16 protein-coding genes are annotated in these 23,777 nt (G+C 53.3%); 5 read left to right on the top strand and 11 right to left on the bottom strand.

Annotation, left to right across the window (positions count from 1 at the left end; translation table 11 throughout):
* Nucleotides 1–416: 416 nt before the first annotated feature.
* Nucleotides 417–1,172 (bottom strand): acetoacetate decarboxylase, encoded by a 756-nt coding sequence (locus WDN46_08400; protein ID MEJ0093445.1) that lies wholly within the window; start codon nt 1,170–1,172, stop codon nt 417–419.
* A gap of 1,263 nt (nt 1,173–2,435) precedes the next feature.
* Between WDN46_08400 and WDN46_08395 the strand changes: the two genes are divergently transcribed.
* Nucleotides 2,436–3,032 (top strand): hypothetical protein, encoded by a 597-nt coding sequence (locus tag WDN46_08395; GenBank protein MEJ0093444.1) that lies wholly within the window; start codon nt 2,436–2,438, stop codon nt 3,030–3,032.
* 396 nt (nt 3,033–3,428) lie between these two features.
* Here WDN46_08395 and WDN46_08390 read toward each other — a convergent pair whose 3' ends face one another.
* From WDN46_08390 to WDN46_08345, 10 genes are all read right to left on the bottom strand, one after another.
* A complete protein-coding gene (locus WDN46_08390; GenBank protein MEJ0093443.1) occupies nt 3,429–4,208 on the bottom strand; it encodes a cupin-like domain-containing protein in 780 nt (259 codons plus the stop codon).
* A 214-nt stretch (nt 4,209–4,422) separates the two neighbouring features.
* Nucleotides 4,423–7,554 carry a beta galactosidase jelly roll domain-containing protein gene (locus tag WDN46_08385; protein ID MEJ0093442.1) on the bottom strand — a complete coding sequence of 1,044 codons (3,132 nt, stop codon included), beginning with the start codon at nt 7,552–7,554 and terminating at the stop codon, nt 4,423–4,425.
* Nucleotides 7,555–7,899: 345 nt separating this feature from the next.
* Nucleotides 7,900–10,119 (bottom strand): polysaccharide biosynthesis tyrosine autokinase, encoded by a 2,220-nt coding sequence (locus tag WDN46_08380; protein MEJ0093441.1) that lies wholly within the window; start codon nt 10,117–10,119, stop codon nt 7,900–7,902.
* 266 nt (nt 10,120–10,385) lie between these two features.
* A complete protein-coding gene (locus WDN46_08375; GenBank protein ID MEJ0093440.1) occupies nt 10,386–11,564 on the bottom strand; it encodes a hypothetical protein in 1,179 nt (392 codons plus the stop codon).
* A gap of 201 nt (nt 11,565–11,765) precedes the next feature.
* A complete protein-coding gene (locus WDN46_08370; protein MEJ0093439.1) occupies nt 11,766–12,980 on the bottom strand; it encodes a glycosyltransferase in 1,215 nt (404 codons plus the stop codon).
* Nucleotides 12,981–13,027: 47 nt separating this feature from the next.
* Nucleotides 13,028–14,242: a hypothetical protein gene (locus tag WDN46_08365; GenBank protein MEJ0093438.1), complete on the bottom strand. Its 1,215-nt coding sequence runs from the start codon at nt 14,240–14,242 to the stop codon at nt 13,028–13,030.
* Between the two features lie 51 nt (nt 14,243–14,293).
* Entirely contained in the window at nt 14,294–15,412 is a 1,119-nt protein-coding gene (locus WDN46_08360; protein ID MEJ0093437.1) for a glycosyltransferase family 4 protein, read from the bottom strand.
* A 484-nt stretch (nt 15,413–15,896) separates the two neighbouring features.
* Entirely contained in the window at nt 15,897–16,556 is a 660-nt protein-coding gene (locus tag WDN46_08355; GenBank protein ID MEJ0093436.1) for a hypothetical protein, read from the bottom strand.
* Between the two features lie 304 nt (nt 16,557–16,860).
* On the bottom strand, nt 16,861–18,204 hold the full coding sequence (locus WDN46_08350; protein ID MEJ0093435.1) for a WcaI family glycosyltransferase: 1,344 nt from the start codon (nt 18,202–18,204) through the stop codon (nt 16,861–16,863).
* 549 nt (nt 18,205–18,753) lie between these two features.
* Nucleotides 18,754–19,020 (bottom strand): hypothetical protein, encoded by a 267-nt coding sequence (locus WDN46_08345; GenBank protein MEJ0093434.1) that lies wholly within the window; start codon nt 19,018–19,020, stop codon nt 18,754–18,756.
* A 424-nt stretch (nt 19,021–19,444) separates the two neighbouring features.
* Here WDN46_08345 and WDN46_08340 point away from each other — a divergent pair, with 424 nt between their 5' ends.
* The 4 genes from WDN46_08340 to WDN46_08325 all read left to right on the top strand — a co-directional run bounded on the left by WDN46_08340 (nt 19,445) and on the right by WDN46_08325 (nt 23,701).
* Entirely contained in the window at nt 19,445–20,281 is an 837-nt protein-coding gene (locus tag WDN46_08340) for an FkbM family methyltransferase (GenBank protein MEJ0093433.1), read from the top strand.
* Nucleotides 20,282–20,727: 446 nt separating this feature from the next.
* Nucleotides 20,728–21,315 carry a serine acetyltransferase gene (locus tag WDN46_08335; protein MEJ0093432.1) on the top strand — a complete coding sequence of 196 codons (588 nt, stop codon included), beginning with the start codon at nt 20,728–20,730 and terminating at the stop codon, nt 21,313–21,315.
* The gene (locus WDN46_08330; GenBank protein ID MEJ0093431.1) at nt 21,315–22,340 is read left to right on the top strand and encodes an NAD-dependent epimerase; all 1,026 of its coding nucleotides are present in this window, start codon (nt 21,315–21,317) and stop codon (nt 22,338–22,340) included. The genes WDN46_08335 and WDN46_08330 overlap by 1 nt, the downstream gene beginning before the upstream one ends.
* 188 nt (nt 22,341–22,528) lie before the next feature.
* Nucleotides 22,529–23,701 carry a glycosyltransferase family 4 protein gene (locus tag WDN46_08325; protein ID MEJ0093430.1) on the top strand — a complete coding sequence of 391 codons (1,173 nt, stop codon included), beginning with the start codon at nt 22,529–22,531 and terminating at the stop codon, nt 23,699–23,701.
* Nucleotides 23,702–23,777: the final 76 nt, after the last annotated feature.

Here is a 23,777-nt window from a genome sequence, read left to right as displayed (position 1 = left end):
AGTATGCCTACAAAATATGGAAGTCATATTGAGCAATTGCCAGAGAAAAAAAGTCGTCTCGGAAATGTTCAAGAGCTGATGCCGCAGAGGAAGCAACCCCGCAACTCGGCGCGATTCTATCGCGACCAATACAAACCGTATGATCGATAGAATGAGACGCGGCTCCCCGCGATCGGGCTCAAGGCAATTCGCCGAGCGCATCGCCAAAAAGCGAGGCGTGCGCAGCGAGACTAATGACTATGCCAAAAGTCTTTTCGCCAGCGCAGTGGATGCTTCTCGGGAGCTCAGAACGCAGACGGCGGGTTTGGTCGTCATGACGGCCGCGTTAATGCTCGCGACCGTCCTTCTCAGGCGCTTCTTGCGCTTGGGCTGGGATTGCGCAGAAGGCCGTCTCGGAAGAAGAATGCCTCGTCCGATCAGCTCTTCAAATAATCATAAACGACCTCGCCCAGCCCAAGGGTGAGGTCCGTAATGAAATGGGTGGCGGAGACGACGCCGCGCACCGGCAGGCGGTTGACGTCGCACATCGCGTGATCGAACAATTGGATGGCGGCGGGGCCGCTCCATGCGCCTTTCACGGTGACGTCCTCGACATAATAGCGCACCAGCTCGCAGATGCGCGGCGTGCAATCGACATGCGGGATGATCTTGATCATGAAATTGGGTTTTGCGAGGCTTTGCAGCAGCGGAGCCTTATCAATTTCGCGATGCTTATAGCCCATGGTGGCGGAGACGCAGAGCACTGAGCCGTAATGCAGAGTGCAGACCAAGGTCTCGCTCTCGTGCGAGACCAGCGGCGTCGCGAGCTTCTTCGGAAAGCCCCAGATCTCACGTCCGCCAGCGATGGGCGAATTATCGTCGAGATACATCGCATGGACGTAGCCGCCCTCCTGCGCGATCCCGTCGGCGCCGGTAAAGCGCACCGGAATAACCTGGCCGGTCTCGGTGTAATCGCCAAAGCCGGTTGAGTCCGGCATGCGGATGAACTCGTAATTGACCGTGTCGCCAATCACTTCGAGCGGCTCTGGAACGACGGCGCGCAGCGCGTCCGGGTCGGTCCGGTAGCTGATCACGATGAATTCGCGATTATAGAATTTATACGGTCCGCGCGGATAGGCGGGATCGTTCAGCGGCATGGCGAAAGCTTTTTTACGAACTTCGGCGAGTTTCATGGGTCGCTTCTCCAGAGCGCAGGATAGTTCAGAAGCGTTGAGTTATTTTGAGCATTTGCGCAAGCGGCGGGAATTTGCGCGCGCAACTGGCTGCTCGGGAAAGGGAAGCTCCGAACAGCCGCGGTCTTGAAGTTCAATCCGCTGAGTGGAGCGAATCACGAAGAAACCGATGCTCTCATCGTCGGGAATTCTTTCTGCGCGCCAGTCCAAAAACGCCTGCGTCAGATCAGCGCGCTGTTGAATCTGGTGCCTCACGCGATAGATGCATCCGGCATTGCGCTGCAACCTAGCAGACCAAGCAACTATCACGATCTGACCAAGAAAACCCTTCAGAAGCTCCTGCTCGGCCTCTCATCGCATTGTTTCCGTCGTTCCTATCCATAGCCGGATTCGGCATCCATATCGCCTTGTCCCGAAGGGCTTTTTCCGGCCATGAATGAATGGCATAGCTCTGGTTACGGGACTCGTCGCAGCGCTCCGCGCGGCGAGATCCGCCATAAGAACACTGCATCGCCAAGCCTCATCTTCCCGATTGCCCTCATTCGCGATTTGAGCGCGCTTGGCCATGCGGGCGGCGTCACTTACGCGGTCGGTTTTCGCCAACTGAGACTAGACATTTATGGCGGCGTTGTATTATTAGCCTAAGCGTAAGGAGCCTGCATGAAACGGTCTATCCAGCTTAAATCGGTCGCGATCTTATGTGCATTTCTTTTGACATCTTGCACAAGCTTTCCTCGTTCTGGCCCGGATCATCATATCATTGATAGCTCTGCAACCGATGGTATACCCTCAGACCAGCAAAGCCCTCCTTCGTCTTATGCACTTCTGGACCTCACGCCGGCAATACTTGACCTGCTTCCCCCTCCTTCAAATGGATCGATATACAAAACCTTTGGCGGCGGATCTGGCGGGCCGCCGGTAATCAAAGTCGTCGAGGGCGACCAGCTGCAAATCACCGTGTTCGAGTCTAGTTCGGGCGGCCTCTTCATTCCGCGCGAAGCAAGCGTGCGCCCGGGCAACTTCGTGACTTTCCCCGCCGAAATAGTTGATCGATCGGGGACCATAGCTGTTCCTTATGCGGGACGCGTCCAGGCTATCGGCCGCAGTCTTTCGCAAATTCAAAGCGATATCGAAACGCGCCTCGCGGCTCGCGCAATTCAACCTCAAGTCATTGTATCGTTCGTCGACAGATTATCGCAGGCCGCCGTAACCGGCGATGTCAACGCCGCTAACAAATTCACAGTCAATCTAGGCGGCGACCGTGTGCTGGACATGATCGCGAAAGCTAACGGCCTTCGTTTCGAAGGGTGGGAAACTTATGTAACTTTGCAGCGCAACGGAAAAGAGTCGACGATTTATTTCCTTCGACTTGTAGATGATCCCAAGGAGAACATTTTTGTTGCGCCGAAGGATATTATCTATGCGTACCGCAAACAGCGTTTCTTCCTCGCCTTTGGTTCCGCTGGTCAGCCAGGCCGCTTCGATTTCGATGCTGAAAATGTATACCTTGCTGACGCAATGGGTAGGGCTGGCGGCTTGCTGGATAACCGCGCAGATCCCTCGCAGGTTTTTATTTATAGGGCCGAGGATCGCGAAGTGCTTGAGCGCGCGGGGTCAATATTGACAAGTTTCCCCCCCGAGACGAGGTTTATTCCCACCATATATCACCTCGATCTTCGCCAGCCCTCGAGCTTTTTCTTGACGCAAAAGTTTGCGATGCGAGATCGCGACGTCGTCTATATTTCGAACGCAGACACAGTCGAAGTATCGAAATTTCTTCAGCTGCTCAACTTGGCGTCGTTCAACGCTGTTAACATCACCGAATCTGGCAACGCCGCCAAGACTCTTGTTAGGCCGTAACGATGATTTCCGGCTGGGGATTCTTATGCTGCGTTTCACATGACGCAAGGCTGATTTAGAGGTCAGCCTTGACGATTCGAAATGTGGATGCGCCGCGCGATGAGTAACGGGAGCGCTCATCCCGCCGAAATCAAGTCGCCGGGCCCTGCCTCCCCAGCAACAAAGCGCTCTGCAAAGAGGGACGCCGTCGAGCCGGTCGCCTTCCTATTGGGATGCGCCTCGAACGGCTGATGCTTGCCGATGCGGATAACGAGAAACTTCTCCAAAACGCTTTGGCATTGGCGCCCGACAGGAGAGTTGCCTGCCGTATCGCCAAAAAGGCTCCGCCGCCCCAGAGACAATCACGCAAGCTTCCCGGAAGAAGGGCGCATTAGGAAACCTCAGCCCTGCCTCAGGCTATAATGGGACAATGCGTTCTTTCTTTCGGTTCCGCCAAAGATCGCGCATTCGAGGCGCCGCTCGCTTCATTATCATTTGCGGCGTCATCCACCATTTATTGACCGAAATTGTAACATCAAGACATGATACTTTGTGCCACCAGCCGTAAGGCAAGTACAACATCTCTCCAGGATGAACAATTATATCGTAGTCCGGCTCAAACTCGCTCAATGGCGGAATGCCGGAACTGGCGGCGTTTGTATAGTCGGTCAGGCTAAAGCACGAATACCACGTAATGCGGCATGGATATCTCGACGGCTCTCGCTCCGGTGCATAAAGCTGAAATCGTTTCCGTCCCAATATCTGAGCAAACAGATTATCGGCGTAGTCGGCATGAAGACGCGAACCGTCGACGCCCATCCAGAAATAGATCCGAGCTAATCGGGGAGAAAGCTCATAGCTGGGAAATTCCAAATCAGCTTTAAGCGATGGCGCATGCTCCAGTAAATTATATGCCGACAAATAATATGTCTTGCGAGCGCCATCACTAGTGAGCGCGGAAATATATTCGCTCAACAAAAGCCGGGTAGTCTCAGGCTTCGTATAGAAATCATCCTTGTTGTAGAGAATGGGAGAAACGTCGAGATAACCAAAATTCTCCTTCAACCATTCAAGGGACCATTTCTTATGCGCGCCCCATGGCGCCGGAATTTCAAACTTGCAGGGGATATTTGACTTCGCAAACCGCTCCTGGAATGTCGCCCTATCTGGAAGAGGATAGGTTTCTATCTTTTGCACTTCGTCAGCTCCCTAGATTTATTCCCCCTTCACTTCGGATTTGAACCGATCTATAGGGAGTTGAAAGTAAGCATTCGTCGCGAATGCATCGCGCCGATGCCAGCTTTACCGCCATTTGCTACGCTGGCGGCAGGTAACTCGCTCTTCCCCCAGTCTCGGTCTCGCCGCAGCTTCAAACATCCTAGCCCTGCCACTACTGGACCAGAATACAGCCTTACTGCACAATAAACGCATTTAGCTCCATAGGACCTGACTCCAAGTCGAATTGTAATTCGTTATTGGCGATGATCGTTGGAACCGTCTTGCCGGTGACTAAATTCCTAACTGTGACGTTCGACTTCAAAGAACCAGGGAGATCGATGGTGAGTTTCTTGGAGGTATAGCCTCGATAAGCCACTCCTACATAGGTTTCATTTGGGGAGGAATAAAGACGGACCTTGAGATCAGGGTCAGTTTCATTGACAACCGTCCCGTCGATGGCGGGAAGCGCGAGAAAAGCTTCGGCAAACCTCCTATGCGCGTCGGCAAATCCCCGCCCATAAGTATAAGCCGTATATGTCAATGTTCGGGCATCACCGTGGAAATAAGCCAAAAGCTCAAGCGCCATGCTGAAGGCCGGGCCGGCCGGAGTGATCATGCTCGCTTCGTATTTGGGATTAATCGTCCGAGACGCCACTTCGTCGTACGAGACAAGATTACTTACGCCCAACCCATCCGCCGTCTTGAAGTAATTCAGATACTCGAGGCTATTCGCGAGATAGAGGGAACCCGTTGGCGCCAATAATTCAATCCCCTTGGCGTGCTGATAAAGTTCCGGGCGTAATCCGTAATCGGCCCGGTTGATCCCTCCGCTTGCTTTACCAAAATTCCCGGAACGGATTGTCTCTACGTAATCATCATCTTTGATCGACCTGCGATCGTCACGGTCTTTCTCATAAACCGCGCGGCTGCCTTCCTTTGCAGCAGCAACTTGGCTCAAGAAGGCCCAGCTATTGGCGTCAGGTAAAATTAAGCTAAATTTATCCTCGTCCCAGTTATAATAATATAACTTCATTGTTGATCTGTAGCTTTCAAGAAGATCAACCAGCTTGGAGTGAAACTGCTGGCGTTTTTGGTGCCACCAATTTTCATATGGGACTTTTCCAGCGCCGTTCGACGCCCACGCCGCAAGCGCCGCGTCAGATCCCTGGGGAATAATGGACTTCGTTTCGCTAGCAAACAGCGCAATGTCGTACCGGCTGTAGCTAATCGGCATGCGATTGCTTCGGACCCGCCACAAAATGCCGGACAATTGTGGGTTGTCCTTAACGTAAGGCTTGAAGAGATGGTCCACGAGCTTGGCAAGATCATCCCAAGTCGCCGGATGCAAAAGGTCGGCGCACCAAGCGGCAAAGCGCTTAGGCTTCGCGAGTTTACCATTGCTGGCGATGGCTCGCGCCTCGACAGGAAGATCAAGCGAGCCGCCGTATTCAATGCGCGGCACATAATCGACGCCGGAGTTCTTTGTCGCGGCCAGATATTTGACGTGAACCGAGTCGACGCCTGGCAGGGCTGGCCCCGCATCTTGGGTCAGCGGCTGGTAAAGCCGCGTTACCCAGTAATCCCGAGCATCAACATTGACTGAATTATATCCATTTAAAGGATCGCTGTAATTTGCAAAGCCCCATTTGAGGATCACCGGAGATATGGCGTTATATCCCATCAACTTTGCGTAGGCGACAAGGTCAGCTGGATGATGATCGGGTTGGCGCTCCCAATCAAACATCAGGACGCGTTGCGGCAGATTCTTGGGCTTATTGATAAGAGGCGCGTTTTTCTCAGGGTCAATCTCATATAGCTTGATCCTCGCGACGGCTGGGCCGCCCTCATACAAAGAATTATACTTTTGGGGAAAGACTTTGTTGATGAAATAAACCCAGAAGCCGTTTTCAGCCGACGCGCTGCCGGTGCCCCCCGTACCTACTGTCTCGTCATCCAGTGGCACTATTGCGTCATACCACTGCCAACTCTTGCTCAGCGGCCAGTTATCGTAAGGATCATTGGCCCCAACTCCGTTTTTCCACCCGATATCCATAAAATTTTGTCCCACCTGCACTTCGACAGGGGCTAGGCGCGGCTTGTCTTCGGGATATTCGATGCGAAGCAAATAGGTCGAGTGGGGCCGAAGCTTTCCGCGTCCGATACGGTATGCGAACCAGCCATTTTCGCTTTCCCTGGCTTTTTTGCCAAGGATCTCATTGACCATGACTTTCACAGGAGAGCCCGGCGTCTTGAACATCTGCGCCTTGTCGAAACCGCTCGCCAGATAGGGGTGTTGCTCCTCGGCCAAGGATTGCGAGGAATCGATCTCATCTATGAGTTTGAGCTTACCATAGGGAGTATCCTCCACGGCCTCAGCTAGAGGAGGCAAAGATTGGGAATCTCTGCTGGCGAAGGAAAGATGATCGACCTCCGTCGAACTCCGATACAGCGGACTGCCGCCATCATCGGATACAACTACATCCGCCTTAAATCGGCCGCCGAGGTAGATTGCTTGCGACATTTCATGATCGACGTTCACGATCCCACGGGCGATGCCATCATTGCCCACCTTGACGGGGGTCACGCCGGCGCCAATCGCTCCGCCATAATAATCCGCCAAGGCGTAGTGCATTTGCCCCGCGCCATTGTTGAGTATTTCCTTTGGAAACCGGAAAACCAGCTCAAATGGCTTGCCTCTCTGGGCGTCGCTCAGGTCGAAAAGCTCGATATTTCGCTCGGCTGAATCGTCGCTTCCTTGTTCTCTCGCCGCTATGCGATAAGAACTGAGTTCAGCAGTATAAGGCCCAGCGACGAGGCCGCTTTTGCTTCCGATAAAGGTAAGATTGCCCCCCCATACCCGAATAGCGATCGTGTTTTCCTGCCCGTAACGCAAGACCGTGGGAGGAACCGTGTATACCCGTTGCAATAGATTGGCGTATTTATACTCGCCTCTGATCCCTCCCACGTGCACGCCGTTGACGTAAATGTCGTCGTCCGACGGCATTGGAGCGAGGGTGAGCACGAGATCGCTGCCTCGATAGTCTTGGGGAATGAGAAGCTTCTGCCTGTACCAACCAAATCCATGATGGTCGACGCCCTGTTCCTCCCAGGACAGCCCCGATCGAAGAGTTCGCCAGGCTGAGTCATCGAAATCGCCGGCATACCAGCGGCGGGTAATTCCTTCATCGCCCGGGTCCGTGGCGAACTTCCAACTATCTCCTAATCGCAGGGTGATTGCCGGCGGTCCTGGATTGGCCGCCGCAATATTTGCATGCGCGCAAAGACATAAAAGGAATATAAGCAGACTCTTTGCAATCGCTTGCATCTAACTATCGTCCTATTCTTATTGAAGTCAGATTGCCCTGCGTCAACGAGATCAGCTCATCGATTGGAGCGGAGGGATTCACACGGAGGCCTGTTTGAATTTAAATGCGCCTTCGCAGCGCAATCTGCGTCCCCCGCAGCGCGTGAGAAAGCCCGAGACGGCGTCGCCGCCAGTTTCTGAAGCGCTTCCTTTTCCAGAAGCGCTGCAATTGCCGCCGCCATAAACTTGAAGCAGCTCTGGTCTGGCGAGGAATGGCGATCCCAGAATCGCGCAAAATCGCCAGAGCTCACCAACTCTACAGTCTTTCCAAGCGCCCGAGAAAGAAAGCCGCCCGGCGCGTCAAGCTCAATGATAGTTGCCATATCCATAGGCCTGGATGCTATCCGGCGCATAATGCGCGATTCGATATGGATCAACCTTGTTAAGCACGGCTCCGATGCACTTCTCATGCACGACCGGATTATGAAGAAGCACATCCCTGGCGACGCTTCGCGGCGTCTTGCCCCACTCAACCACAAACAACACGCCGTCAAGCACCGGCGCGATGGCTCGGGCATCGATGAGGGAGAGGAGCGGCGGCAAATCGATCAAAATATAATCGAATGCTTCGCTCGCGCTCTTAAGCAGCTGCTCCATTCCCGCAGAACGCAAGATTTCACTTGAATTAGCCGTTTCGAATGCGTTGCCCGCAGGTAGAAACGACAAATGTTCCGATAGCTTTATAATTGTCGACTCAAAACGGCTGGCGCCTCTCACAACTTCCACCACGCCCGCCACAGCGTCGGTTCCGAAACTTTTCGACAAGGCGCATTTGCGAAGATCCGCATCGATCAGCAAAGTTTTTGCGCCTGTATCGGCGCAAAAAATCGCCAAGTTCGCGGATGTGACGGTTTTACCTTCTCCCTCTCCGGCGGACACTATTCCGATGGTTTTCCCATATGCCGTAGAAGAGTGAAGGTCGATCGCCACCTTGGTCGTCCGTATCGTGTCGGCGAACCGGGAAAACGGGGCCGTCGCCGACATCTTCATGACGGCAGGGATGTCGAAATTAATCTCGGTCTTTCCTCTTGGTCCCAACTCCCGCGCATGCTGCTCGGCCGTTTGCAGAGGCAATATGCCCAGAAATTCAAGCGCGAGTTCAGACCGCACGTCGGCCGCTGTCCTGAAGGACCGGTCGCGATATTCTCGCAGCATGGCCGCGCCGGATCCGCCCGCAAGACCTAAAAATATGCTCGCTGCAAGAATAAGCAGGGTTTTCGGCTGGCTGGGCGCGGTCGGCACGATAGCCTCGGCGATGATGCGCGTTTCCGTTATTGGAAAGGTTTGCTGTTGCACGAGCTGCTGATAGCGCTGCAGGAAATCCTGAGACAGAATGCGATAGGTATCAGCCGTTTGTTGCTGCTGCTGAAGGTTGATCATCATGCGATTATCGCCCGCCGAGCTGCCGGCGAGGTTGGTAAGGTTCGCGGTGAGAGCCACCTCGCGCTTTTTGGCAATCTGCAAGTCGCTTTGATAAGTTTCGGCGATGCGGCCAAGCTCTTCAAAGATCTGGCCTTCGTAGTCGCGCATTTCTCGCTCCAAACCAAGCACCTGGGCATGATTTGTACCAACCTTCGCGACAAGATCAGCCCGTCGCTTGGAAGTATCAAGATAATGATTCCGCAATTCCGTGATGACGGGACTGCTTAATTCCTCGGAAATAGCCGCGTTTGTCTGCTTAGTGTCGATGATTTCGCGAATATGATCAAACTTGGCTTGCGCGTGTGAGACATCCGCGCGCGCGGCGCTTATTTGGGAACTAAGCTCGCCAAGCTGCTGGTCATTGAGCAAGCGGCCGCCTGCCGCGACAAGATTGTTGCTTTCGCGATATTTCTCGACCGCGAGATTAGCCTCCAGGGATTTTTTCTGGAGTTCCTCAATTCGATCTTGCAGCCAAGAACTCGCGCGAGTGTTGGATTCAAGCTTGGCGTCGAGTTCATTCGTGACATAGGCTTGAGCGATGGCGTTCGCGATATCAGCCGCTTTCCGCGCGTCTTTCGACAGGAAATCGATCTGCAAGACATAGGTCTTGTTGACGCGAGTGATGGTCAAGAGATCCGCGAACCTGTCAAGCACTCGCATCTTCAAGGCGGCCTCGGGATTAGCCGGCGGTTTTGACTTCAAAAAGGGCACCGACCCGATGATCTTTCCTATCAAGGAGGGCGCTGTGAATTCCGGATCCTGCATCAACTTGAGTTTGTTGATCACGTCCAGCGCTACGCGCTGAGATTTCAGGATCTCCACTTCATTGTCGACGGCGGTCGTATTGAAAACGAGCTGGGCCGACTCCCCCGTCGTGGTGGTTCCGAAGGAATGAAAATCGATGACGATGATCGAAGTGCCGGTGTACATCTTCGGGGCGAGCGCGAGATAGATCGCCGCCACGGCGATCATAATCGCGAGGCCAGCTACGATCGATTTCCATTGCCGCCGTGCGCCAGTGAGCACCGCGTCAAGGTCTATCGCTTTCACGCTGTCGCTCTGCGGCGGCGGAGGCAGCGCCTGCGCTGTTCCCGGAACGGTCATGTTTGTCAACGTATGCTTCATCGCGATCACGCGCCTCCTGATATCGATGCCAGCCGCCCTAAAGAATAATGCCCATTTTCATTTAAAATACGGCAAGGCGCTATTATCAGCCAACGTAATGAACTGTGACTGGCCACGACGTTCATCTATTTTCGCCATTCATCTTCACAGCCTGAATCTTGATCGAAACGAACGGCAAAGGCCGTCAGCTTCAGGATCGGCTCGAGGGACACGCAAAGTCGACTCTTGCCTTGGCGATCCAACCATCATTCAGACCCCTGATCCGGCCGTCGATGCATGAACTGAATTCCTGATGCGATTATATTGAATACCATATAGGTCACTATGTAACCTATACTGGCAAGACCGATAATCAAGACCATCCTGTTAAATGGCTGCTTGCTATACACATTCCTGTGTATGTTTATCATAACAAATAGCGCAAATATTGTCAAATATATATAACCACAATAGCCATACCTGAGCTTGAATAGAGCCCACCCAAAATGGGCATTGCTATAATTTGGCGGAGCAAAACCATTTGAGAAGACCATGTCATAGACGGCGCCATGACCATAGCCGATCGCCTGAGCCAGAAGGCCGCCTTCGTTTATCTTTTTATCTATTGCCGTGGATTCTTCTTCGCGTTCACCGACAGAGCCAGATCCTTCCTTGACTTCGCCCGGCCCGGTCATCGCGGCGATGCGATGGCCAAGGGGGCTCTCCGGCGGAACAAGAAGAGGTAATGAAACGGCTGCGATTCCGATCATCACAAAGAATAAATAGAGCCTGAAGCCCGATATGGCAATTGTCCGAAAGAATATAATTAACGCGGCGATCAAAAGAAAGGCTAATGTCGTCCTATTGAAATTGGGGGCGATAAGCGCAAACACGACCAAGTTAAACAATACGAAAATAATGCTAAAATGACGGCGCCCCCACACGGACACGACAATGATCGTAATGGATATCGTAGTTGAGACGGCTCCGCCCAGGCTAACTACCGATGGCTTTCCGAGTTTAACCGCCAAGGCGCCAAAGAAAACCATGATAGCGACAAACGCTATATTGGCTTTGGCCATGCGATCAAACGACATTCCCTTAAACGCGTTGGCATGCGTGGCTAAGACAATATTAATCGCAGCGATGACTAAAGGAATGGTGTCGGTCGCAATCTTAATGGGGTTATTCTTCCATCCAATCCCCAACAAAAGACCATGTAAAGCAAGGAAGCCGAAAAATAAAGCCACAAGCAAGCTTTGATCGGGATAAAACTTCCCTTTCACCATTTTTTTTATTTGAAATAGATACTCAATGAAAAGTATTCCATAATACATCGCCAGCTTTTGTTCAAACAAAGCGAACGAAAACATGCCGAGCCCAAATTCCAAGACAACGCGCGCAAATAACTCCGGTATCAAAGCGTAATAGATTAGGCGTTCCACGAATGGAATATCATCGAAATACGAGAAATATTTCCGATGAGAATATGCTGAATGCTGGCGGAGGCTAGACGACGCGCTATCGGCCGAAATCATGACAATACTCGTTTCATGGCGGCGCGATTTCCGCGGTTGCGCTTGCAGATGAATTGGCGAGACAGATCAGCGCCAATCGGCTTGCCCCAACTGAATCCCGACGCCGCGTCAAACAAGGGCCGCACCGAGGGCGCCGCGTCCATCCGTCATCTGCGCCAGCTCCAGCACCGAGCGCTCATTCAGCTCTATCGAACTGCGACGAAAATCAGGAGAGGTCGTAAACTCGACTACTTTCTCAAATCGATCGCGAAAAGATTGAGTGGAAAACCGCTTTGCATTGTCGTGGCAGGCATAAGATGAAAAGGCTTTCTCAGTGGCTGAGAAGTCCTCGACTGCTTGCTTTACGCACTCGACGGTTTGCTCGGCGAAAAGCATTCCCGTTTGCGGCGCCCGACTGTGCCCCTCTATGACGATATCGCGCGAGCCGCCATGGTGGAATGCGATGACCGGGGTGCCCGCCGCCTGCGCCTCGACCATGACGATCCCGAAATCTTCATAAGCGGCGAAGATAAACGCCTTAGCCCGGCTGATCGACTGAATGAGTTCGCTGCGGCTCACATGACCTTTGAAGACGACATTGGGGGTGGCGCGAGACGTCAATTTAGCCATCTCAGGTCCATCTCCAAGGATCACGAGTTTCTTCGTAGGCATTTGCGCAAAAGCGTCGACGATGAGATCAATCCGTTTGTAGGAGACAAGACGCGATGCGACGACGAAATAGTCGTCCTTGTCGACGGTCAAAGGAAAATCCTCAAGACTCACGGGCGGCGGCAGCACGAAAGATTTTCGTCCGTAAACCTGTTCTATGCGTCGCTTCACCGTAGATGAGTTGGCCAGCAAAACGTCCGGGCCATTGGCTGTCCGGCTGTCCCATATGCGGAGTCGATGGAGCAGAAGAAGGAGCAAAGGCTTGAGAGGCGAGCGCGAGAGGGGCGTGCCCGCCATATACTCGAATGTTTGGTCCCAGGCGTAGCGGACGTTTGTATGAACATAGGCTATGTGCCGTTGATGCGGATGAGTGATGACGCCTTTGGCGAAAGCCGCGGACGAACTGACGACGAGATCATAGGCGGAAAGGTCAAAGCTCTCGATCGCCATGGGACATAGCGGGAAAGTCCATCTGTAATATCGTTCGCAAAATGGAAGCTTATTCAGATAGCTTGCGATGATTTGCTTGGCGCCGATGCGATCGCGATCTTCCTCGCTTAGGAAATCAAACAGCGTGTAGAGATCTGAGGGACCGGTAACGCGCATAATTTGCGCGACGACCTGTTCGGCGCCGCTGAACAGTGGAAGCCAATCATGAACGAGCGCTATCCGCATAACTGCAATGTCCCTATTAGCAACATGAAAAATACAGACGCGACGCGTTAGGTTTGAGCGAGCTGCAGTTCACGGCTTGCGAAAAATCTCACCAAAAGCACAATCGAGATCGAGATCTGAGCAATCGCCGCGATCATCATGGCTGCGAACGCGCCATCAACGCCAAAACGCGGCACGAGAACCAAGGTCGCGATAATGATCGCCGCCAGCGAGATACATTGAATGGCGAAGAACGCTCGCCGCATCTGGGCGGCGAAACAACCATTTGTGATGATTCCTGCGGCATATATCGGGCCCGCAACAAGGGCGGCGGCGACCAGCATGCGTCCTTGACCAGCAAAGGCCACCCCATAAAAAAGACCCAAGAGCTGCGAGCCGATGGCGATGGCGAGGAAGACGCCAATTATCGACAAGCCCTGGATAAGCGCCACCGGCCACAGAAGCTGCCGCCAGAAACTGCGCGGAGAATGGTTGCTGATTGCATCGGCAAGATGGGGCAGCAAAGATTGACCGATGGAGCCCGCAGCAATTCCCCCGACCGTCAGAAAATGGCCTACGGCGGAGAAAAAGCCCAGTTCTTTCGGCCCGAGCGCAGCCTCGATCAAAAAACGCGGCGCGTAGATGGCCAGCGACATTATCACCAGCGACATTCCGACCGGGAAAAGATCGAAGACGATTGCGCGCCGACGCCTCAATCGCCGCATCGTCATGTCAAAAAGATCTGAGGCCGCCACCGAAATCGCGAGACGTTTCCTATCGATGAAAAACAGCGCGACCCAGAGCGCCGATACCGCAAAAAGGGAAAGCGGCAAACTATGGGTCGTTATGTAGAAGCCGCCGAATAAAGGAATGGAGAGCCCGCCGCGCACGAGATTGGTTAGCGCGACGCCGGCGATGTCGCCGCTGCGCTGCATTTTCCCGTAGGCTAAATCGAAAAAGCCCTCGACATATTTCATCGCGAAGACGCCCGAGGCGATCCAAAAAAATTGCGGCGAGTCATAAGCAAAGCCGATGAAAATGAGCAACGCGCCGAACACGATCAGCGGCGCGACCGTGCGGAGAAAAACAAAATCCGCGAATGAAGCGCCGTCGGCCGGCGCAACGAGATATTGCTGACGGATCGACAACCAAGCGAGATAGCCGGCCGGCGTCGCATAGGCTTGCGCGAGCGCATACTGACCGACGAGCACGGGCCCATCGAAATGCGCGACGAAGAGCATGATCGCCCATTGCATGATTGCGACGGCCAGGGTCGCAACCATGATGTAACCGGAGGTTAGGCTATGTTTTCGCCAGGACATTTGGGAGCCAAACTAGGAGTGATGCATCGCAAGCTGATATACATTTCGGACTTCTTCGTGGAGACGATCGAGCCCGAAGTGCGACAAACTGTAAGAACGGGCCTCTTTGCCGATCGAGCGTCGCAGCGCCGGATCATCCTGCAGACGAAGGACGGTCGTCGCGAAAAGCGAAGGGTCGCTGACCAGAAACCCGGTTTTGCCGTCGATGATCATTTCCGGAATGCCGCCGCAAGGCGTGGCGATCACGACAAGGCCTCGCCCCATCGCCTCCATGACCGAACGAGGAAATGGGTCGGGCATAGTGGATGGCACGCACACGATATCAATATCGTCGTACACCCTGTCTGGGTCCGCGACGAAATTCTCGAATGTGATGACATCGCTCAATTCCAAAGCCGCGATAGCCGATTTTATCTGCCCCTGGTAGGCCGGCGTTTCCTCGGCGTAGGCCCCGCGCACGATAAGACGCACCCTGCAGCCGAGAGCCCGGGCTTTGGCGAGACCCTCAAGCAAGAAGTGCAGGCCTTTTGCGGGATGTATGCGTCCGGCCGTAAAGCCGAGAACAAGATCATCCTTGGCGGTCAAGTTTGGATCCTCATGCGCCGAGCGCAAACCGTTGTGGACGACATGAACTTTGGCTGGCAACCGAGCTGCGGACGCGCAGGCGCGCGACACCAGAATCGTGCGGTCGGCGGCGAGCTGAAAAGCCTTCCAAACAGTCTTTTCTAATTTTGTGTTGGCGATGTCGCGGATGTGGATGACCGCCGGGCGTCCGCCAATGCGCTTGGCGGCGAGCGCAATCGCATGCGCCTTGAGACCATTGCTATGCACCAGGGCGACGTTTCGTTTGCGGGCAACGCCATTCAGCTCTCGCGCCGCTCGCATCAGGCTTCCGAGGGCCTTCACCCCATCGCCCAATCGAAACGGGCGCTGAACGCTGCTTATGCCATCAAAATTTATAAGATCCCATGGGACGCCAAGCTCATCCGCCCGCCTGCTCAGCGGCCCTTCGGCGGGAACAGCCAAAAAAGGCTCGATATGCGGGCTTGTCACAAGATCCATGAGCGAACGCTCGGCGCCGCCCTTGAAGTTTGGGACCGGCGAGAGAAACAGCACGCGAATACGGTCCATGCGAAAGGGTTCCCAAAAAACCTCCTGAGAATTTACAGGTTACATCAAAAGACTTTCGTTACCAAGAGAATAGGGCGAAGGCTTAGCAGAAATAGCACGTTGATTTAGCTCATTTTATGCAGCAGCAGAGCGGCCGACCGAAGTTTGCCGCGTTGATTTGTCGCATCAGCATAGCTAACCAAAGTAGGCGCTGAGATTACCAATCTAGGATCAACGCCGGCTATGCATGATATTCATCGCGCTCGCCACGGAAGCGACTAATCAATAGCTAATTATTGTGCAGATGATGCTCAATTTGAAAAGATTCTGCTCGGCACATCTCGCCGATCTAATGACGCGCCGCGGCGCATTCTTGGCGACCACGGGGCGCGTAAGGACTATCCGGCATAATCGCGCGGTCGGACAGTCCCAAAAAGCGACACAAAAATAAGGCAAAGACGAACCCAACGCCAAGCCGCGCGCTTTCTAAGGCGACAACTGATTCTCAAGGAACAGGTCCTATTGTGCGGTGAAAATATAAAGCATCTGGCGGAAGTTTAGCAGCGATGATCGCGGGCACGCCCGAGTAAATCACATGAGTTTGCTCTTGCTTTCGATGCAACGTCGAATTGGCGGCTAAGACGCAATAATCGGGCAAAGCTGAACCCTTTAGGATCACAGATCCCGTGCCAACGAAACAATAGCGGCCAATAGTCACCGGCGCAGAACGCTGGCGATTGGCTTTTATGTCGATGGCGTGAGTCATGATCTGCGTGCCGGCTCCCGCAACCGTTGAGAACTCCCCGATTGTTATGCGATTACAGCAGTCTATGAAATGACGCCCGGTGATTGAGGCATGACGGGCGATGATCAGCTCTGGATGACGCTCCTGTTCATCGGTGAAATGTTTGGGATTACCGCTGTCAACGCCAGAGACCCAATTGAAGGCTCCGATCTTGGCGTGCTCGCCCAGATGCAACAAATCCAAAGATTTGATCACGTTGAAGTGACCGATCGAACTCTTATCTTCCATTACGAGCCTTTCGCCGAAGATCAGCGAAAAACCAATGCGCGCGGTCTTGGCTATTTTATAGCCGCAGAGCGCCTCAAGCACGCGGCGACGGATAAACCACGGCAAAGGAATGCTAATAACAGACCAAAACAATCGAGGGGTCATTCGAGACTGCTTCCGCGACATATTTAGCTACGTCGACATGACGCTTAAAGTTTTCTTCCCAGGAGCGAAGAATCTGAGGTTTGTTAGAAATCGACAGTCCTCACAAAGCGGAGGCTACGCTGGGTTACGCTGCAATGCAAGATAGACGTTCGCGAAACATAAGCGCGTCGCTGAGGCGGATTTTTGGCGAATTCGCTATCGAGGCAAGGGATCGGGGGAGTTTGCGCAGAACATTCCAGCAACAATTTTCGCGTCGGAGGATTACTTCACTCGGACGCTACCGGATGGGGCGCTATTTTTCCTCAGCCAATGCGCCGCTCGCCATGAGCACCTGCGGGTCGTTTTCCGCGCGAGAGGCCATCATGTCGTGAACAGAGCTTCGGGACGACCGATCGCGATGATGAGGATCAAGATAGGCGCAAAACTGCTTAAGGCAGGGCTCGCGCGCGAAAAGTTCAGCAAGAAGGCGCCCTTCGCCCAGCGCCGGATGCTTGCCCTCGACGACAAGACGTTCGATCTCCGTCGCCATCGCCGCGCTATCGCCGGCGGGCGTGAGTATCGACGTGCCCTCTAGAACCTCGAAAAGCTCTGTCCCCGCGTCGGCTGTCACCAGCACCGGCTTGCCGCTGGCCAGCATGCCGCCAAGCTTCGACGGCAGCACCAGGTCGGCGGCGCCGCTGCTCTGCGGTAGAACGTGCAAATCAGCGAGATTGAGAAGTTCGCAAAGCCGCGCTTCCGGCTGCAGCGGCAGGAAATGGACGGTTTCAAGATCGCCGTAGTCACGCATCAATCGCGCCTTTTCAGGTCCGTTGCCTGCGATGACGAAATGCACCTTATGTTTTTTGGCGAGCGTCCGCGCGGCGTCGAGGACAACGTCAAGGTCCTGCTTGATGCCCACATTGCCTGCGTAAAGCACGACAAAATCATCGTCAGTCAACCCGAGTTCGCGCCGAAACCCATTTGGCCCCTCAAGCGGCTTGATCTTGGTCAGATCGACCCAATTGCGAACAATGCCGATCCGGTCAGGCTCGACGCCCTTATCGATCAGCCGCTGACGCATCTGCCCGGAGATCGTGATCAGACTATTAAAGCGCCGGAGCAGCCAGCCTTCGACGCCGGAGATGATTTTCTCGATCGCGCCGCTTTTCAAATGACCTACGGCAAAGGCGGCGTCGACTTCAAGATCCTGCACGTGAAGGACCACGCGCGAGCCGAATAACCTCGACAAAAGCGCCACGGGCGACGCGAATAAGGTCGGCTCGATGCACAAAACGACGTCGGGCCGCATCGTCAGGATCTGCCAGAGAGCAACCGGCGCTGACGATATGGCGAAGCTCAACGGCGCGATCAGCCGCCAGATGCCGCGCATGTCGGCGCGCAAATATAATGGGCAGCGCAAAACCTTGGCTCCCGCCCGCATTTCGCGCGCGTAGCGGCCCGCGTGAAAAGGCGGCGAAACCTGCCAGCCTGGATAATGCGGAGGAGCGGTGACAACGGTGACTGCATAGCCTTGCTCGGCCAGGTATGCCCCGATATCGCCAGTAAAGCGGCCGACGCCAATCATTTCCGGAGCGTAGTTTTGCCCGTAAATCAGGATCCCCGGACGATTTCTAAGTTTCGCTCGCGATTGGAACATCTGCTATCTACCTTGGAATGGCGAAAATACGCGGCGTGTCGCAGACGAAATAGTTCAAAAGCGACGATTAACGACCTCTATCGTAGGCAATCAGGCATTGGAACTCCCAATTGGGTGGCTCGTGCTCGGCTTGTAACATTCCGCACTTCGGTGCAATCACTAAATATTATTCCGAACATCATCACGCATAGGCTGAGACTACGCGGCAGTTCACATAACACGAAGTGCGCTCAGATCATATAGAAAATGATCAGCTTAAGTCTTAATGTTAACTATGCTTTGACGATTGATATCTGAACGATTTATTTTTCGTTCATTAAAATGATACTTGGTATGAAACTGCCTCTCGTTCCGTCATTGAGCCAACGGCTCAAAACAAGCCAAAGAGATTTACCCAACCGAAAGCTTGGGGAGGCTAGTTGTCATTCGTCGGCGCGCCGGCAATACGCGGCCTTGGCGGACTCGATGCGACGTAAAAGATTGCTTTCGTCTTTAGCTCTTCGCCTGCAGTTTAGATCAACTGCGGAGCCTGAGCGTAAAACTATTCGCTCATTCCCAGCGGACGGAGCCGCTCAGTCCGGTGTCGATTTCATGCCGCCGCGCAATCTCGATCTTCACGCGAGCCCAATGCGAACGCGGTCGCCCGCCCTCGACCAAGCCGTGGCCTTTGGAAAGTTGTTCCGCCTCGTAATAGGCCTGATCGCCATAGCGCGTGATGAGATCGACCGTGTCGGCTTCAATATAATTGGCGTGGTTCGGCCGGCGATTGATCCGCCCAAATAAGGCTTTGATTCCTGTCGCGGGCCAAAACATCATCTTCGCCAGTCGGAAACCCGATCGCGCCTGCCCGCGAGGAGCCGATTTCGTCCCTACACCAGACGGCGAGGACAGCCATAGGTGTAAAACCTTAGACATCATTTTCTCTGCCGCTTCCCATTCCGTCGCAGACCTTTTTATCGGGCTTATTAAGCTTTAGTTATTTTCAGTAAATGTCAATTGAAGATTATTCGTAAATGTCATGCTGATGGCCGGGATAATGACATAATTTGCAGCTAGAGCTTGGCTAATTGCCGCTGGGAACAGAGTGCGGAAATACGGGCGGGAGGACCGCCCGAACGACCGGCCGGATGCGTGCGACAAAACAGCCCTTACCCGACATATTGCCCAGCTATAGCTCAGCGGGCTTACGCAACCGTTCCCTGCGCCTCGCATTGTCTGGCAATATAGCAAGGAGTCGAGCATGATCGTTCAGGCCATAGATACATTGGATTTCGCGACACGGATCTATATGCGAATGCGTTCCTGGGTCGCGCCTGCTGGAATTGCGAAAACATTCCTGGGCTTCAAAATGTATTGCGATACGCGTGACTTTATTCAGCGGCGCATATTTTACTTTGGGATGTTTGAGCCGAATTTAACCTACTATATGATGTCACAATTGCATGCATCAGATCATGTTGTGGATATTGGCGCCAATGTAGGATATATTACGCTGTTGGTGTCCCACATAGTTGGCGATAGTGGACGGGTTGTATCGATCGAGGCGTCCCCGACGACCTTTGCGCTTCTTTCCCGCAATCTTAAACTCAATGAAACAAGTAACGTCCTGGCGCTTAACATGGCGGCGACCGGCGAACCTTGCGAGGTCGAGATCGTAGCCGGAGGAAGTCGCAACAGCGGCTCCAACTCAATTCAGCGTGTGACAGGCCGATCGGCGACCGTCGTCAAGGGAGACGCCTTGTCAAATCTTGCCGCAGTAGACAAGGAGCGACTTAAATTTATAAAGATCGATATTGAAGGCAGCGAGACGCCGGTGCTGCAGGATATATTGAATAACCTTCATAGATATCCAAAGCTAAGAAACATTGCCGTCGAAATGTCTCCGGCCTCAGCAAATCTCGTGCCTCTCTTCGTCGCTGCAGGCTTTCGCGTCTACGCGCTGCCAAATAATTACAGCATAGGATATCTATTTGTCCGCGAGTATTTGCGCCGATCCAAGGAAGATGGATTTGTCGTCAAAAAGCCCATAGATGCATATGATGCAAGCTATACTGACTACGTCTTCGAGCGCGCTTAAAGTCACCTCCGCCGCCGACCCCGCAATTAAGAATTGAGTTCCGATCATCCCCGCCGCCGCGATACAATTCTGCGGCTTCAAACTTGTCTGCGGCTTCAAGCTTGAGCCAAGCTGGCTTACCGCGGTCTACGCGCCGCATTCGCATCGGAAGCTACAGGCTGCGACAAACTCGCACATCGGCTCCGCCCGAGCAGCATAGACGCCTTAAAACAGAACCCTTCCCAGCCTCTCGAACTTTTCTCGGGTTTAGCATGCGGCTTTAACCTCATTCCAGCAGTTAACCCCTTGCCTCACAAGGGCAAGCGGTCCGAGGTCCGGTCGTTGGACGCATTTATGATGACGACTCAACAGATGACAAAAGCCGTCAACTATGGCATCGCTAGCCCACTGCTACGCTTAATGGGGCATAATCGGCAGGATCCCATTTCGAACGTCAAGTTAGGGTGATGAGGGATTCAATTTGGCGCGCGCTTTCCGAGGATCTGAAAGCCAACACCGGCGGTGGGGGGACGGTTCGCGGAATTGCAGCATTATTTTACAATCCGGGTTTTTGCGCGGTCGCGCTGCATCGTATTGCGGCGCGCCTCAATAGTTTTGGCAAGCTCGGCCAGGCATTTGGACTTCTGGTCTGGCGCCTGAACGTAATTCTGAATGGATGTTATTTTAACAATCGAGCAAAAATTGCCCCAGGTTTACGACTTCCACACCCGATCGGTGTCGTCGTGGGGGCGGATGTTTCTATCGGAGCTAATGTGACAATATACCAACACGTAACGATCGGGGTAAATGAGAATTGTCATGCTCTGTGTCCGACTATTCATGCTGATTGCGTGATCTATGCGGGAGCCGTGATTGTAGGCGCGATTTCGCTTGGACCGAATGCTGTCGTTGGCGCAAATTCTTTTGTAAGAATCAATGTCCCAGAAGATTCTCTGGCGGTAGGCTTGCCGGCCATCATCAAGGCGCGCTTGCGGGCGCCGATCGCTGAGAATGGAGCCCTAAACACATCTGACCGACCAGGAGGGCTTCTCTAATGCCGATATCGACCGAAGTTCGCAGCGTTTTGGTGACGGGCGCCGCAGGATTCATTGGTTCGTTTCTCGCCGCGCGCCTTCTCGACGAAGGCGTAGCTGTCGTCGGACTCGACAATATGAACCACTATTACGACCCTAAACTTAAATTTGCCCGGCTCGCGCGGCTCCAGGCACATAAGGGATTTCGTTTTTACCAGGGCGATCTCGCCGATACAGAATTCGTCGATAAAACCTTCAATGACGCTCGTCCAAATATCGTCGTCAATTTGGGGGCGCAGGCCGGCGTTAGATATTCGCTTGAGAATCCTCGCGCCTATATCGACTCGAACGTCGTCGGCTTTTTAAACATATTGGAGAACTGCCGGCGCACCAAGATTGATCATTTGGTCTATGCGTCCACAAGCTCCGTCTATGGGGCTAATCCAAAAATGCCGTTTTCGACTGAAGATAATGTCGATCATCCGGTAAGCCTTTATGCGGCTACAAAAAAATCAAACGAGCTGATGGCGCACTCCTATGCCCATCTCTATGGCATTCCCACAACGGGGCTGAGATTTTTTACCGTTTATGGTCCTTGGGGCCGGCCGGACATGGCTTATTTTATTTTCACAAAGAAGATTCTCGCCGGAGAAACCATAGACGTATTCAACAACGGCGAATCATCGAGAGATTTTACCTATGTCGATGATATCGTCGAAGGAATACGACGGGTGATGAATTTAATCCCCAGCGGGGACGTAGCTTGGGCTGCCAACGGCGCCAGCGCGTCGCGGAGCACGGCGCCATACCGGCTCTACAACATCGGCAATAACCGGCCAGAAAAGCTGATGGACATGATCGGCTTCATCGAGTCGGCGCTAGGGAGTCAGGCCAAGACTCGATTCCTGCCCCTGCAGCCGGGCGACGTCGTGTCCACCTGGGCGGACATAGAAGATTTAAGCCGCGATACCGGCTTTGCGCCCTCGACCCCACTCAATGTCGGCCTCAATCGCTTCGTCGATTGGTATCGGGATTTCTACCGTTGAGTAAAGAGCCTTTCCCTCCGATCGAACCGACGGCGTTCGTTAACTTGGCATCGCCTTGCCCAATGTAGTACGGAAGTCGTTCATGTAACCAGATCCGCTCGAATATTAGCGAGCTTCCTTAATCCGCTAATCTCTTTATAACAATATCGCCGCCCTGAGATTATACAGTAAAAAAGGAACCTTGCAGAATGTACCGAATTGCATTCGTTTGTGACTGGGACGCCTCGAATCCTTCGGCTATGTCAGGCGCTGCTTACTCTATGAGGCGCGCTTTGCTTGAGGCTGGGCACGAAGTATTGGATGTCTTTCCCGCCGAACGAGATGCGCTTTCGCGAGCCGCGATGGTTAGCGGATTATTCATAACATCGTTTTTCAAGCTTTTCGGTCTTTACCACAGCCCCAAGCGCGAGACCGCCTATTTGAAAGCGGCTGGCCTCTATACGGAGAGAAAACTCCGCCGCTTGGGCCAGTATGATTTCGTGTTTTCTCAATCGGCTCTGCCCGTTGGTTTTGCAAGAATAAGTAAGCCGATTGTCTTCACCACCGATCAGCCGTTTGAAGCCTACATTAAGGGATATGTTCCAAATCCATCGAATCGCTTTTTGAAGATTGGGCGAGAGCTGGAGACGCTTCTAGCCAATAAATGCAGTCTCATTATTTTCCCTTCCCAATGGGCGGCGGATGAGTTTCTGAAAACGCATATTGGAGCGAAGCCCAAAGTTAGGGTTATTCAATGGGGAGCCAATTTGTCGGCATCGCCGTCAAGAGAACAGGTTTATGAAAGTATAAAAACACGAAAATCAGAGAAATGTTTGAATCTTGTTTTTATCGGCCGCGATTGGGAGCGAAAAGGCGGCCAGGTAGCGGTCGACGTCGCACAAAAATTCCATGCGAACGGACAGGATTGCAAACTCACGGTCATCGGAACCCGGGCCGAGATCCCCGATGAAATTAGAGGTCAAGTTATTCCCTTTATAGACAAGAATACTCCTGACGGCATTGCTCTTCTTTCAACTATATTGAGCAAATCGCATTTCTTAATTGTCCCTTCGCGCGCCGAGGCCTATGGACATGTTTTTTGCGAGGCCGCGGCATTCGGGGTTCCCTCCGTATCGACATCCGTCGGAGGCATTCCTTCGATTATAACGGATGGCGAGAACGGCATTTGTCTCCCGGTCTCGTCTTCGGCGGAAGCATTCTATCAGCGTATAAAGGATATATTCGCGGACGATCAGGCGTATCAGACAATGGCGACGAAGGCTTTTTCCTCATTTGAGGAGCGGCTAAGCTGGAAAGCGTTTACTGCCAGCATGCTTGAGGGGGGTCAGCGACATTTTGCCGGAGTCGCACGCCAAAAATAAGAGTTAATTTCTCAGCAAATTGATATTTGCGCTCCTGACGAGCGCCAAGTCCGTCGCCGATTGCTCGACGGGCCTG

Origin of the sequence: Methylocella sp. (assembly GCA_037200525.1) — a bacterium.
In the GTDB taxonomy this organism is placed as follows: Bacteria; Pseudomonadota; Alphaproteobacteria; order Rhizobiales; family Beijerinckiaceae; genus Methylocapsa.
The sequence above is the reverse complement of the archived record's forward strand: the minus strand, read 5'-3'. Positions and strand labels throughout refer to the sequence as shown.

Coding starts and splice junctions, on each gene's coding strand:
- WDN46_08400 (MEJ0093445.1), bottom strand. CDS start 1,172: ATGAAACTCGCCGAAGTTCGTAAAAAAGCTTTCGCCATGCCGCTGAAC.
- WDN46_08385 (MEJ0093442.1), bottom strand. CDS start 7,554: ATGCAAGCGATTGCAAAGAGTCTGCTTATATTCCTTTTATGTCTTTGC.
- WDN46_08380 (MEJ0093441.1), bottom strand. CDS start 10,119: ATGACCGTTCCGGGAACAGCGCAGGCGCTGCCTCCGCCGCCGCAGAGC.
- WDN46_08370 (MEJ0093439.1), bottom strand. CDS start 12,980: ATGCGGATAGCGCTCGTTCATGATTGGCTTCCACTGTTCAGCGGCGCC.
- WDN46_08365 (MEJ0093438.1), bottom strand. CDS start 14,242: ATGGTTGCGACCCTGGCCGTCGCAATCATGCAATGGGCGATCATGCTC.
- WDN46_08360 (MEJ0093437.1), bottom strand. CDS start 15,412: ATGGACCGTATTCGCGTGCTGTTTCTCTCGCCGGTCCCAAACTTCAAG.
- WDN46_08350 (MEJ0093435.1), bottom strand. CDS start 18,204: ATGTTCCAATCGCGAGCGAAACTTAGAAATCGTCCGGGGATCCTGATT.
- WDN46_08345 (MEJ0093434.1), bottom strand. CDS start 19,020: ATGATGTTTTGGCCCGCGACAGGAATCAAAGCCTTATTTGGGCGGATC.
- WDN46_08340 (MEJ0093433.1), top strand. CDS start 19,445: ATGATCGTTCAGGCCATAGATACATTGGATTTCGCGACACGGATCTAT.
- WDN46_08335 (MEJ0093432.1), top strand. CDS start 20,728: ATGAGGGATTCAATTTGGCGCGCGCTTTCCGAGGATCTGAAAGCCAAC.
- WDN46_08330 (MEJ0093431.1), top strand. CDS start 21,315: ATGCCGATATCGACCGAAGTTCGCAGCGTTTTGGTGACGGGCGCCGCA.
- WDN46_08325 (MEJ0093430.1), top strand. CDS start 22,529: ATGTACCGAATTGCATTCGTTTGTGACTGGGACGCCTCGAATCCTTCG.